Raw genomic sequence first — 13,387 nt, forward strand, 5'->3', positions numbered from 1 at the left:
GCTGCCTGAAGTAGTGATGCGGTGGGTACTGCACCATCGCTTGGTAAAAGCTAACTGTTAGCACTGTCTGTCCCCTGCAAGAACGGGAGCTGTATTTCATGCGAATGTTTAAACATTACCTGGCAGCCTTGATGGCAACATGGGCGCTAGGCGTATCGCTATTGGCCCATGCGGATCTTCCAGACTTTACTCCGCTGGTAGAGTCGGCAAGCCCTGCCGTTGTTAATATCAGTACTCGCCAAAACCTGCCGGCTAGCCGTGGCGGTGCCATGTCCATGCCTGATCTCGAAGGGCTGCCGCCAGGTATTCGTGAATTCTTCGAGCGAAGCATTCCTCAAATGCCGCAAGGGCCGGACAGTCGTCGGCGAGAAGCCCAGTCGTTGGGGTCCGGTTTTATTATCTCGGCTGATGGTTATGTCCTGACCAACAACCATGTGGTAGCCGATGCGGACGAAATCATCGTGCGCCTTTCTGACAGAAGCGATCATACTGCCAAATTAATTGGTGCTGATCCGCGTACAGACGTGGCGCTCCTCAAGATTGACGCCAAGAATCTTCCGACCGTTAAGTTAGGTAATTCTGAAAAGCTCAAGGTCGGTGAGTGGGTGCTGGCTATTGGTTCGCCCTTCGGGTTCGACCATTCCGTGACAGCCGGTATCGTAAGCGCCAAGGGGCGTAGCTTGCCAAACGAGAACTATGTTCCATTCATCCAGACGGATGTTGCGATCAATCCTGGCAATTCTGGTGGCCCGCTGTTCAATCTGAGCGGGGAAGTGGTAGGTATCAACTCTCAGATATTTACGCGTTCGGGCGGCTTTATGGGGCTTTCCTTTGCTATCCCGATCGATGTGGCTATGAATGTGGCCAATCAGTTGCGTACCGAGGGTAAGGTGACACGCGGTTGGTTGGGAGTTGTCATTCAAGAAGTAGACAAAGACCTGGCAGAGTCCTTTGGCTTGGAGAAGCCAGCCGGCGCTTTGATCGCTCAGGTTTTGGAAAACGGACCTGCAGCCAAGAGTGGCTTGAAGGTGGGAGATGTCATCCTGTCGGTTAACGGGCAACAGATTGTTGAGTCAGCAGATCTGCCTCATCTGATCGGTAACCTGAAGCCTGATGCCACCGCGGAAATGAATATTGTGCGTGAAGGCGCACGCAAGACCGTATCCGTTAAGGTCGGTGATATGCCCGATGATGATTCCATTGCTGCCTCAGGTCAGCCCGGCGCTGAGCGTAGCAGTAATCGTATGGGGATTGCTGTTGCGGATCTGACTGATGAGCAGAAGAAAAGCCTTCAATTGCAAAGTGGCGTGGTAATCAAGCAGGTAACGGACGGACCGGCTGCCATGATTGGCTTGCGTCCGGGCGATGTAATTACTCATTTGAATAATCAGCCGGTTTCCTCGGCGCGCCAATTCCAGGACATAATGAAGAAGCTTCCTGCCGACAAGTCCATTTCCATGCGAGTCATGCGTGATGGACGAGCCAGCTTTATTACTTTCAGGCTGCCCAAGTAAGGCCAATGAGGCGAGGTGGAAACACCTCGCCTTTTTACCTTATGTAAGTCCGTGCGTGACGGGTTTCCATAGTATCGGGTAAACTCCCAGGCTATTTTTTCCAGCGGGCATTCCGCTGCTGGCCTTTCGAGTGTTGATCCGTGAGTGACCTAAGTCATATCCGTAACTTTTCCATCATTGCCCACATTGACCATGGCAAGTCGACGCTAGCCGACCGCTTTATTCAAATGTGTGGCGGCCTGTCCGACCGCGAAATGGAAGCCCAGGTGCTGGACTCCATGGACCTCGAGCGCGAGCGCGGAATTACCATTAAAGCCCACAGCGTGACGCTGCACTACAAGGCGCAGGATGGTAAAACATACCAGCTCAACTTTATCGATACCCCTGGGCATGTCGACTTCACCTATGAAGTAAGCCGCTCTCTGGCTGCCTGTGAGGGCGCTTTGCTCGTTGTTGATGCTGCTCAGGGCGTTGAGGCTCAGTCCGTAGCCAACTGCTATACAGCGATTGAGCAAGGTCTTGAAGTCATGCCTGTGCTCAACAAGATGGACCTGCCCCAGTCCGAGCCAGAACGCGTTAAGGCAGAGATCGAGCACATCATTGGTATCGATGCCACTGACGCGGTTCCCTGCTCAGCCAAGAGTGGCATGGGTGTTGTCGATGTCCTGGAGCGACTGGTCAAGGTAATCCCTGCTCCTGAAGGCAATATCGAGGCGCCTCTACAAGCATTGATCATTGATTCCTGGTTCGACAATTATCTAGGTGTTGTATCCTTGGTACGCGTCAAGCATGGACGTGTGAAAAAAGGCGACAAGATTCTGGTGAAGTCCACCGGCAAAGTACATCAGGTGGATAGTGTTGGCGTCTTTACGCCTAAGCATACCGAAATGCAGGATCTTAAGGCCGGTGAGGTAGGCTTCATTATCGCTGGTATCAAGGAGATCCTGGGGGCGCCGGTAGGTGATACGCTGACGCTTTCCAGCACGCCAGACGTAGCTATGCTGCCGGGCTTCCAAAAGGTCAAGCCTCAGGTCTATGCAGGCCTCTTTCCGGTCAGCTCGGATGATTTTGAAGACTTCCGCGAAGCGCTGCAGAAGCTGACCTTGAACGATGCGTCTTTGCAGTACGAGCCTGAAAGCTCAGAGGCACTGGGCTTTGGCTTTCGCTGCGGTTTCCTCGGTATGCTCCATATGGAGATTATCCAGGAGCGTTTGGAGCGCGAATACGATCTGGATCTGATCACGACTGCACCGACTGTAGTGTTTGAAGTCGTGCATAAGAATGGCGAAATCGTATACGTAGACAACCCCTCAAAGCTGCCTGATCTTGCGTCGATTGCAGAAATGCGCGAACCGATCGTGCGGGCCAATATTCTTGTGCCTCAAGAGCACTTGGGTAACGTCATAACCCTATGTATTGAGAAGCGTGGTGTGCAGCGGGACATGCAGTTCCTCAGCAGCCAGGTTCAGGTTAGTTATGATCTGCCTATGAATGAAGTTGTTCTGGACTTTTTCGATCGACTCAAGTCCGTTAGTCGTGGGTATGCTTCGCTGGATTACAGTTTTGATCGCTTCGAAGCTTCTAATCTGGTCAAGCTTGATGTCCTTATCAATGGTGAGAAAGTCGATGCGCTGGCATTGATCGTTCACCGAGACAAGGCTCACCACAAAGGTCGAGCTCTGACAGAGAAAATGAAGGAGCTGATTCCACGTCAGATGTTTGATGTGGCGATCCAGGCAGCTATTGGTGGGCAGATCGTAGCGCGGACAACCGTAAAGGCATTACGTAAGAACGTATTGGCCAAGTGTTACGGTGGAGACGTATCCCGTAAGCGCAAGCTGCTGGAGAAGCAGAAAGCGGGTAAGAAGCGGATGAAGCAGGTTGGTAGTGTGGAAATTCCACAAGAAGCCTTCCTGGCTGTACTCAAAGTGGATAGCTGAGAATATGTCATTCAATTTCCCTTTGCTTTTGGTTATCGCTGTCGCAGTGTGTGGCGGTTTGGCACTGTTTGATTTGGTCTTTCTGGCGCCACGCCGGCGTACAAGAATTGCGACATACGAAGGGCAGGTTACCGAGCCCGATCCAGTTGCTTTGGATAATTTGAGGAAGGAGCCACTCTTGGTCGAGTATGGGAAGTCATTCTTTCCTGTACTCGCCATCGTTTTGGTTCTGCGGTCGTTTCTGGTGGAGCCTTTCCAGATTCCTTCGGGCTCAATGAAGCCCACATTGGAAGTGGGCGATTTCATCTTGGTAAACAAGTTCGCCTATGGAATCCGTTTGCCGGTTATCGATACTAAGATCATCCCGGTTGGAGACCCGCAGCGCGGTGATGTCATGGTATTTCGCTATCCCAGCGACCCCTCCGTTAATTACATCAAGCGTGTTGTAGGCTTGCCTGGCGACACCATTCGCTATACTCCAGAGAAGCAGCTTTTTGTGAACGGTCAATTGGTCTCAAAGCAACTGATCGGAGAGGAGCCTGGCTCTTTGGGTAGTGCAAAGCTATACAAAGAGAAATTAGGCGACGTAGAGCATGTCATTCGTGAGGAGATGACTCGTTATAACCTGCCGGCGGATAGTCAGTGGGTTATACCGGCTGGTCATTATTTCATGATGGGGGACAACCGGGATAACTCTAATGACAGTCGTTACTGGAACGACCCTGGCATTCCACACGAACTGCTTGGCATGGTTCCCGATAAAAATATTGTTGGCAAAGCCTTCGCTGTCTGGATGAGCTGGCCTGACCCAAAGGTCAAAAATTTACCTAACTTTTCCCGTGTAGGGATCATTCATTAAATAGGAAATGCGTCATGTCTATGTCGCACAGGCAAAAGGGACTTTCCTTCATAGGCTGGCTGCTAATGCTGTGCATTATTGCTTTCTTGGCAAGCACAGCCTTTAAGCTTATTCCTCACTATCTGGATTATCAGGCGATGACCAAAGTCATCACCTCTATAGAAAGTGACAAAGCGATGAATATTCATAGCGTGCCCGATGTGTATTCGTATGTAAGCAAGGGCATGCAGGTTAATAGCATTAATGATATTGACCTTGATAAAGCCATGCAGGTGAAGACTGAGGACAATAGATTCCTTATCCATCTGGATTATGAAAAGCGTGAACCTCTAATCCGTAATATTGATTTAGTGGTTCATTTTGAACGCGACTTCCGTATAAGTATCCCGTGAACCCACCCTTAGATCGTCTCGAGCGCCGGCTCGGTTACACCTTCAAAGACCAGGGCCAAATGGTCCTGGCTCTCACTCATCGCAGTTTTGCCAGTAAGAATAATGAGCGTCTTGAGTTTCTAGGAGACGCTATTCTTAACTTTGTGATTGGCGAAGCGCTCTATCAACATTTCCCTCAAGCCCGTGAAGGTCAGCTTTCTCGCCTGCGCGCAAGATTGGTAAAGGGAGAGACCTTAGCTGTCCTGGCCCGTAGTTTTGAGATTGGAGACTATCTCCGGCTAGGCTCGGGCGAGTTGAAAAGTGGCGGCTTTCGCCGCGAGTCTATTCTGGCAGATGCGATGGAGGCTCTGATTGGCGCTATCTATCTGGATGCTGGGATGGAAGCGGCCAGAGATCGGATCATGGCTTGGCTAGGGCCGCAACTTCGTGAGCTTACGCCAGTCGATACGAACAAGGATCCCAAAACACGCCTTCAGGAGCATCTGCAGGCGCGGGGATGTGAGTTGCCAAAGTATGAAGTGGTCGCGATCGAAGGCGAGCCACATTGTCGCGTCTTTTTCGTCGAGTGCGACATATCGATGCTAAGCGAAAAAACCAGTGGCCAAGGGCCCAGTCGCCGCATCGCAGAACAAATGGCTGCAACAGCCGCGTTGATTGCTTTAGGAGTAGAGAATGGCCATGACTGACCCGGTATCCCGTTGTGGATACGTAGCTATCGTTGGGCGTCCTAACGTGGGCAAATCTACTCTGCTGAATCATATCTTAGGGCAGAAGCTTGCTATCACCTCTCGAAAGCCCCAAACGACACGTCATACGTTGTTGGGTATTAAGACAGAAGGGGATGTTCAGGCTGTTTATGTCGATACGCCTGGTATCCACAAAGAGAATCAAAAAGCTCTCAATCGCTATATGAATAAGACCGCATCCGCAGCCCTCAAAGATGTAGATGTAGTTATCTTTGTGGTGGATCGCATGCGCTGGACTGAAGAGGATGCGTTCGTTCTAGAACGAGTCCGCCATGTCAAATGTCCGGTGATTGTGGCGGTTAACAAAACGGACCGCATGGAAGATAAAGCAGAGCTTCTACCTCAGTTGAAGTGGCTATCCGAGCAGTTGCCTGAAGCAGAGGTTATCCCTATCTCTGCGCAAAATGGTGTGAATCTGGATTCCCTCGAGAAGCTTGTAGCGGATCGGCTGCCTGAGGGAGACCATTTCTTTCCTGAGGATCAGCTTACTGATCGTAGTAGTCGTTTTCTGGCTGCAGAGCTCGTACGTGAAAAAATTATGCGTCAGCTGGGTGCTGAACTTCCCTATCAGGTCACGGTTGAAATTGAGGAGTTTAAACAGCAAGGGAATGTGTTGCACATCCATGCGCTGATTCTGGTAGAGCGTGATGGACAGAAAAAGATACTCATCGGAAATGCAGGTGAGCGAATCAAGCGGATTGGTCAGGATGCTCGGAAAGATATGGAGGCCCTCTTCGATTCGAAGGTCATGTTGAACCTTTGGGTGAAGGTAAAAAGCGGCTGGTCAGACGATGAGCGCGCACTCCGCTCTTTGGGATACGCAGATCTTTAATGCAAGAACCTGAGAAAGTCTTCGTTCTTCATGCTCGGCCCTTCAGGGAAAGTAGCACGCTCGTAGACTTTTTTTCATTGCGTGGGAGGTTTCGAGCAGTCTATCGAGGCGCTCGTGGAAAATCTGGCAGTGTTGTTCGGCTGTTTCAGCTATTTGAAGGGCAGTTCCGGGGACGTACTGAATTAAAGACAGTTCACCGTATGGAGCCTTTGGCTCCTCCCTTTCTTCTGAGCGGAGATGCTCTGTTTAGTGGCCTTTATCTCAATGAGCTCATCGTACGTCTTCTTTTGCCAGAAGAGCCGCACCCGGCGATCTTCCATCAATATGCAAATACCTTGCGTGCATTGAGTAATCATGCAGACGTGGAACCTCCGCTAAGGAACTTCGAGTGGACGTTTCTCGATGAGTTGGGTTACGGCTTTTCATTAGAAGTGGATAGTCGCGGCAACGCTATAGATCCCAAAAATATCTATCGTTTTGTTCCAGATGAAGGCCTTGAATGTATACCTGTATATCAGCCTGGTGCATTCCAAGGTAGTGAGCTGCTGGCCTTGTCTGGCGCTGACTGGAATGATGCAGGTGTCCTTAAATCAGCTAAACGACTCATGCGCCAGGCTTATGCTCCGCTGCTTAGTGGCAAGCCGCTTATTAGCCGTGAATTGTTTCTTAAGTGAGAGTTGAATGCGATGTTTGCTAGCCGACTTTTATTAGGCGTCAACATTGATCATGTGGCAACTTTGCGCCAGGCGCGCGGTACACGTTATCCCGATCCTCTTAAGGCAGCGCTTGATGCAGAGGAGGCTGGTGCAGATGGAATTACACTGCATTTACGTGAAGACCGTAGGCATATTCAGGAGCGAGACGTTCGCCTCTTCAAGGCAGCCCTTCAGACGCGCATGAACCTTGAGATCGCAATGACTCCGGCGATGCTGGATTTAGCCTGCGATGTCAGGCCGGAGCATGTCTGCCTTGTACCTGAAAAAAGAGAAGAATTGACGACAGAGGGTGGCTTGGATGTTCTAGGGCAAGAACATCGGATAAGGGAAGCTATCGCTAGGCTTGCGTCGGCAGGTTGTCAGGTATCACTTTTTATCGATCCCGATCAGCAGCAAATAGAGGCCGCCGCGAGAGCTGGCGCTCCTGCCATTGAACTTCATACAGGAAAGTACGCGGATGCAGCGAGCGAAAAAAGCCAAACCCTCGAACTTGAGCGTATTAAAGACGGTGTTGAGGCAGGTTTGTCTAGCGGGTTAATAGTGAATGCAGGTCATGGCCTTCATTACCATAACGTAGAGCCAATAGCGTCAATCCCAGGTATTAATGAGTTGAATATAGGTCACGCCATTGTGGCCCATGCTGTGTTCGTTGGCTTTAAGCAAGCAGTAGTAGAAATGAAAGAGTTAATGTATTCGGCTTGGCTCAAAAATAAAGCTTGACCTGTGAGCGGAGGGGCCTATAATGCGCCCCACTTCCGTTGCAACGGAACGGCAAAAAGCCTTGTATATCAATGGCTTAGCTGTTTAGTCAGGGTCAGGCCTCCGGTCTGGCAGAAGCGGAAAGAGGGAAGCGGTAGTTGACAAGCCCCTGGGCTTGTGTAGAATACGCCTCCCGCTGCCAGAACAGGTTTCCTGATCCGGCAGGTCCGGCAAGCGGTTCAGCAGGTTAGACCGGTTGAACAAAATGCTTGACAGGACAAGAGGTTAGCGTAGAATGCGCGCCTCGGTTGAGACAAGGTCTTAACTAACCGCTCTTTAACAAGTTGAATCAAGCAATTCGTGTGGGTGCTTGTGCTGTAAGACTGATGGATCGACAAGATTATCAGCAAGACAAGTAACACTCGTGAATTCGAGAGTTTATTTGCGATTGCTGAGCCAAGTTTAGGGTTTTCTCAAAACCCGGATATGTTTGAACTGAAGAGTTTGATCATGGCTCAGATTGAACGCTGGCGGCAGGCCTAACACATGCAAGTCGAGCGGATGAGGAGAGCTTGCTCTCTGATTCAGCGGCGGACGGGTGAGTAATGCCTAGGAATCTGCCTGGTAGTGGGGGACAACGTTTCGAAAGGAACGCTAATACCGCATACGTCCTACGGGAGAAAGTGGGGGATCTTCGGACCTCACGCTATCAGATGAGCCTAGGTCGGATTAGCTAGTTGGTGGGGTAACGGCTCACCAAGGCGACGATCCGTAACTGGTCTGAGAGGATGATCAGTCACACTGGAACTGAGACACGGTCCAGACTCCTACGGGAGGCAGCAGTGGGGAATATTGGACAATGGGCGAAAGCCTGATCCAGCCATGCCGCGTGTGTGAAGAAGGCCCTCGGGTCGTAAAGCACTTTAAGCTGGGAGGAAGGGTTGTAACCTAATACGTTGCAATTTTGACGTTACCAGCAGAATAAGCACCGGCTAACTCTGTGCCAGCAGCCGCGGTAATACAGAGGGTGCAAGCGTTAATCGGAATTACTGGGCGTAAAGCGCGCGTAGGTGGCTTGGTAAGTTGAATGTGAAATCCCCGGGCTCAACCTGGGAACTGCATCCAAAACTGCCTGGCTAGAGTACGGTAGAGGGTGGTGGAATTTCCTGTGTAGCGGTGAAATGCGTAGATATAGGAAGGAACACCAGTGGCGAAGGCGACCACCTGGACTGATACTGACACTGAGGTGCGAAAGCGTGGGGAGCAAACAGGATTAGATACCCTGGTAGTCCACGCCGTAAACGATGTCAACTAGCCGTTGGGGTCCTTGAGACTTTAGTGGCGCAGCTAACGCAATAAGTTGACCGCCTGGGGAGTACGGCCGCAAGGTTAAAACTCAAATGAATTGACGGGGGCCCGCACAAGCGGTGGAGCATGTGGTTTAATTCGAAGCAACGCGAAGAACCTTACCAGGCCTTGACATGCAGAGAACTTTCCAGAGATGGATTGGTGCCTTCGGGAACTCTGACACAGGTGCTGCATGGCTGTCGTCAGCTCGTGTCGTGAGATGTTGGGTTAAGTCCCGTAACGAGCGCAACCCTTGTCCTTAGTTACCAGCACATCATGGTGGGCACTCTAAGGAGACTGCCGGTGACAAACCGGAGGAAGGTGGGGATGACGTCAAGTCATCATGGCCCTTACGGCCTGGGCTACACACGTGCTACAATGGTCGGTACAAAGGGTTGCCAAACCGCGAGGTGGAGCTAATCCCATAAAACCGATCGTAGTCCGGATCGCAGTCTGCAACTCGACTGCGTGAAGTCGGAATCGCTAGTAATCGTGAATCAGAACGTCACGGTGAATACGTTCCCGGGCCTTGTACACACCGCCCGTCACACCATGGGAGTGGGTTGCACCAGAAGTAGCTAGTCTAACCTTCGGGAGGACGGTTACCACGGTGTGATTCATGACTGGGGTGAAGTCGTAACAAGGTAGCCGTAGGGGAACCTGCGGCTGGATCACCTCCTTAATCGATAGATCCCAGCTTTGGCATAAGCTCCCACACGAATTGCTTGATTCACTGAAATAAAGACGCGAGATGAGTCAAGACTCAAGCGTTAGACGATTGGGTCTGTAGCTCAGTTGGTTAGAGCGCACCCCTGATAAGGGTGAGGTCGGCAGTTCGAATCTGCCCAGACCCACCAATCGATGGGGCCATAGCTCAGCTGGGAGAGCGCCTGCTTTGCACGCAGGAGGTCAGGAGTTCGATCCTCCTTGGCTCCACCATCTAACACCGCGTTAAAGCTCAGAACTGAGTGCTTACCCCCCCCCTAAGGGTTGGGTCGGAGCATTGACTTCTGAACTTTGTTTTCAGACTGTTCTTTAAAAATTTGGGTATGTGATAGAAGTACGAACACATAGGCTGTTTCACTGCAGACTATGTGGTCAAGGTAAATTTGCGAGTTCAAGCGCAAGTTTTCGGCGAATGTCGTGTTCCAAGCCAGACATAACTTCAGATTCTTTGGGGTTATATGGTCAAGTGAATAAGCGCATACGGTGGATGCCTTGGCAGTCAGAGGCGATGAAAGACGTGATAGCCTGCGATAAGCTTCGGGGAGTCGGCAAATAGACTGTGATCCGGAGATCTCTGAATGGGGGAACCCACCTGACATAAGTCAGGTATCTCACACTGAATCCATAGGTGTGAGAGGCGAACCAGGGGAACTGAAACATCTAAGTACCCTGAGGAAAAGAAATCAACCGAGATTCCCTAAGTAGTGGCGAGCGAACGGGGACTAGCCCTTAAGCTCAATTGATTTTAACCGAACGCTCTGGAAAGTGCGGCCATAGTGGGTGATAGCCCCGTAGGTGAAAGGATCTTTTGAGTGAAATCGAGTAGGACGGCGCACGTGAAACGTTGTCTGAATATGGGGGGACCATCCTCCAAGGCTAAATACTACTGACTGACCGATAGTGAACCAGTACCGTGAGGGAAAGGCGAAAAGAACCCCGGAGAGGGGAGTGAAATAGAACCTGAAACCGTATGCGTACAAGCAGTGGGAGCCTACTTTGTTGGGTGACTGCGTACCTTTTGTATAATGGGTCAGCGACTTATATTCAGTGGCAAGCTTAACCGTATAGGGAAGGCGTAGCGAAAGCGAGTCTTAATAGGGCGTTTTAGTCGCTGGGTATAGACCCGAAACCGGGCGATCTATCCATGAGCAGGTTGAAGGTTAGGTAACACTGACTGGAGGACCGAACCCACTTCCGTTGAAAAGGCAGGGGATGACTTGTGGATCGGAGTGAAAGGCTAATCAAGCTCGGAGATAGCTGGTTCTCCTCGAAAGCTATTTAGGTAGCGCCTCATGTATCACTCTGGGGGGTAGAGCACTGTTTCGGCTAGGGGGTCATCCCGACTTACCAAACCGATGCAAACTCCGAATACCCAGAAGTGCAAGCATGGGAGACACACGGCGGGTGCTAACGTCCGTCGTGAAAAGGGAAACAACCCAGACCGTCAGCTAAGGTCCCAAAGTTGTAGTTAAGTGGTAAACGATGTGGGAAGGCTTAGACAGCTAGGAGGTTGGCTTAGAAGCAGCCACCCTTTAAAGAAAGCGTAATAGCTCACTAGTCGAGTCGGCCTGCGCGGAAGATGTAACGGGGCTCAAACTACACACCGAAGCTACGGGTTCATCGCAAGATGAGCGGTAGAGGAGCGTTCTGTAAGCCTGTGAAGGTGAGTTGAGAAGCTTGCTGGAGGTATCAGAAGTGCGAATGCTGACATGAGTAACGACAATGCGAGTGAAAAACTCGCACGCCGAAAGACCAAGGGTTCCTGCGCAACGTTAATCGACGCAGGGTGAGTCGACCCCTAAGGCGAGGCTGAAAGGCGTAGTCGATGGGAAACAGGTTAATATTCCTGTACTTCTAATTACTGCGATGGGGGGACGGAGAAGGCTAGGCCAGCTTGGCGTTGGTTGTCCAAGTTTAAGGCGGTAGGCTGACTGTTTAGGTAAATCCGGACAGTTAAGGCCGAGAGCTGATGACGACTCTTCTTATGAAGAGGAAGTGGTTGATGCCATGCTTCCAGGAAAAGCCTCTAAGCTTCAGGTAATTAGAAATCGTACCCCAAACCGACACAGGTGGTCGGGTAGAGAATACCAAGGCGCTTGAGAGAACTCGGGTGAAGGAACTAGGCAAAATGGCACCGTAACTTCGGGAGAAGGTGCGCCGGTGAGGGTGAAGGACTTGCTCCGTAAGCCCATGCCGGTCGAAGATACCAGGCCGCTGCGACTGTTTATTAAAAACACAGCACTCTGCAAACACGAAAGTGGACGTATAGGGTGTGACGCCTGCCCGGTGCCGGAAGGTTAATTGATGGGGTTAGCGCAAGCGAAGCTCTTGATCGAAGCCCCGGTAAACGGCGGCCGTAACTATAACGGTCCTAAGGTAGCGAAATTCCTTGTCGGGTAAGTTCCGACCTGCACGAATGGCGTAACGATGGCGGCGCTGTCTCCACCCGAGACTCAGTGAAATTGAAATCGCTGTGAAGATGCAGTGTATCCGCGGCTAGACGGAAAGACCCCGTGAACCTTTACTGTAGCTTTGCACTGGACTTTGAGCCTGCTTGTGTAGGATAGGTGGGAGGCTTTGAAGCGAGGACGCCAGTTCTCGTGGAGCCATCCTTGAAATACCACCCTGGCATGCTTGAGGTTCTAACTCTGGTCCGTTATCCGGATCGAGGACAGTGTATGGTGGGCAGTTTGACTGGGGCGGTCTCCTCCTAAAGAGTAACGGAGGAGTACGAAGGTGCGCTCAGACCGGTCGGAAATCGGTCGCAGAGTATAAAGGCAAAAGCGCGCTTGACTGCGAGACAGACACGTCGAGCAGGTACGAAAGTAGGTCTTAGTGATCCGGTGGTTCTGTATGGAAGGGCCATCGCTCAACGGATAAAAGGTACTCCGGGGATAACAGGCTGATACCGCCCAAGAGTTCATATCGACGGCGGTGTTTGGCACCTCGATGTCGGCTCATCACATCCTGGGGCTGAAGCCGGTCCCAAGGGTATGGCTGTTCGCCATTTAAAGTGGTACGCGAGCTGGGTTTAGAACGTCGTGAGACAGTTCGGTCCCTATCTGCCGTGGACGTTTGAGATTTGAGAGGGGCTGCTCCTAGTACGAGAGGACCGGAGTGGACGAACCTCTGGTGTTCCGGTTGTCACGCCAGTGGCATTGCCGGGTAGCTATGTTCGGAAAAGATAACCGCTGAAAGCATCTAAGCGGGAAACTTGCCTCAAGATGAGATCTCACTGGAGCCTCGAGCTTCCTGAAGGGCCGTTGAAGACTACAACGTTGATAGGTCGGGTGTGTAAGCGCTGTGAGGCGTTGAGCTAACCGATACTAATTGCCCGTGAGGCTTGACCATATAACACCCAAACAATCTGTTGTTTGGTAAAGACCAGCCGAAAGCTTGGTTGAACCGCAAAATACCAATCACATACCCATTCGGGGAAACGACTAGACACCGGTTCCCCACCCGAATTGCTTGACGACCATAGAGCGTTGGAACCACCTGATCCCTTTCCGAACTCAGAAGTGAAACGATGCATCGCCGATGGTAGTGTGGGGTTTCCCCATGTGAGAGTAGGTCATCGTCAAGCACCTATACCCAAAACCCCCAGGCCTAACCG

8 protein-coding genes, 2 tRNA genes and 3 rRNA genes are annotated in these 13,387 nt (G+C 51.3%); all 13 read left to right on the top strand.

What is annotated here, in order from left to right:
• Positions 1-98: 98 nt before the first annotated feature.
• The 13 genes from JQR90_RS06550 (at position 99) to rrf (ending at position 13,357) form a co-directional block, all read left to right on the top strand.
• On the top strand, positions 99-1,514 hold the full coding sequence (locus tag JQR90_RS06550; protein ID WP_434140657.1) for a DegQ family serine endoprotease: 1,416 nt from the start codon (positions 99-101) through the stop codon (positions 1,512-1,514).
• Positions 1,515-1,654: 140 nt separating this feature from the next.
• The gene (gene lepA, locus JQR90_RS06555) at positions 1,655-3,454 is read left to right on the top strand and encodes a translation elongation factor 4 (protein WP_010797637.1); all 1,800 of its coding nucleotides are present in this window, start codon (positions 1,655-1,657) and stop codon (positions 3,452-3,454) included.
• 4 nt (positions 3,455-3,458) lie between these two features.
• Positions 3,459-4,313, top strand: coding sequence for a signal peptidase I (gene lepB, locus JQR90_RS06560; RefSeq protein ID WP_434140658.1), 855 nt, complete (start codon positions 3,459-3,461; stop codon positions 4,311-4,313).
• A 14-nt stretch (positions 4,314-4,327) separates the two neighbouring features.
• Positions 4,328-4,705 (top strand): DUF4845 domain-containing protein, encoded by a 378-nt coding sequence (locus JQR90_RS06565; RefSeq protein ID WP_434140659.1) that lies wholly within the window; start codon positions 4,328-4,330, stop codon positions 4,703-4,705.
• Positions 4,702-5,391 (top strand): ribonuclease III, encoded by a 690-nt coding sequence (rnc, locus tag JQR90_RS06570; RefSeq protein WP_010797640.1) that lies wholly within the window; start codon positions 4,702-4,704, stop codon positions 5,389-5,391. The genes JQR90_RS06565 and rnc overlap by 4 nt, the downstream gene beginning before the upstream one ends.
• On the top strand, positions 5,384-6,283 hold the full coding sequence (gene era, locus JQR90_RS06575) for a GTPase Era (RefSeq protein WP_037030114.1): 900 nt from the start codon (positions 5,384-5,386) through the stop codon (positions 6,281-6,283). The genes rnc and era overlap by 8 nt, the downstream gene beginning before the upstream one ends.
• A complete protein-coding gene (recO, locus tag JQR90_RS06580) occupies positions 6,283-6,957 on the top strand; it encodes a DNA repair protein RecO (RefSeq protein WP_010797642.1) in 675 nt (224 codons plus the stop codon). The genes era and recO overlap by 1 nt, the downstream gene beginning before the upstream one ends.
• Positions 6,958-6,969: 12 nt before the next feature.
• A complete protein-coding gene (pdxJ, locus tag JQR90_RS06585) occupies positions 6,970-7,719 on the top strand; it encodes a pyridoxine 5'-phosphate synthase (protein ID WP_434140660.1) in 750 nt (249 codons plus the stop codon).
• A 471-nt stretch (positions 7,720-8,190) separates the two neighbouring features.
• Positions 8,191-9,727 (top strand): 16S ribosomal RNA (locus JQR90_RS06590).
• A gap of 98 nt (positions 9,728-9,825) precedes the next feature.
• A tRNA-Ile gene (locus JQR90_RS06595) sits at positions 9,826-9,902 on the top strand.
• 6 nt (positions 9,903-9,908) lie between these two features.
• Positions 9,909-9,984, top strand: a tRNA-Ala gene (locus JQR90_RS06600).
• A 247-nt stretch (positions 9,985-10,231) separates the two neighbouring features.
• Positions 10,232-13,122, top strand: a 23S ribosomal RNA gene (locus tag JQR90_RS06605).
• Positions 13,123-13,241: 119 nt separating this feature from the next.
• Positions 13,242-13,357, top strand: a 5S ribosomal RNA gene (gene rrf / locus JQR90_RS06610).
• Together the 16S, 23S and 5S rRNA genes with 2 tRNA genes alongside form the textbook arrangement of a ribosomal RNA operon.
• Positions 13,358-13,387 lie beyond the last annotated feature (30 nt).

This window comes from Pseudomonas sp. JZ114 (assembly GCF_051027705.1).
GTDB lineage: Bacteria > Pseudomonadota > Gammaproteobacteria > Pseudomonadales > Pseudomonadaceae > Chryseomonas > Chryseomonas luteola.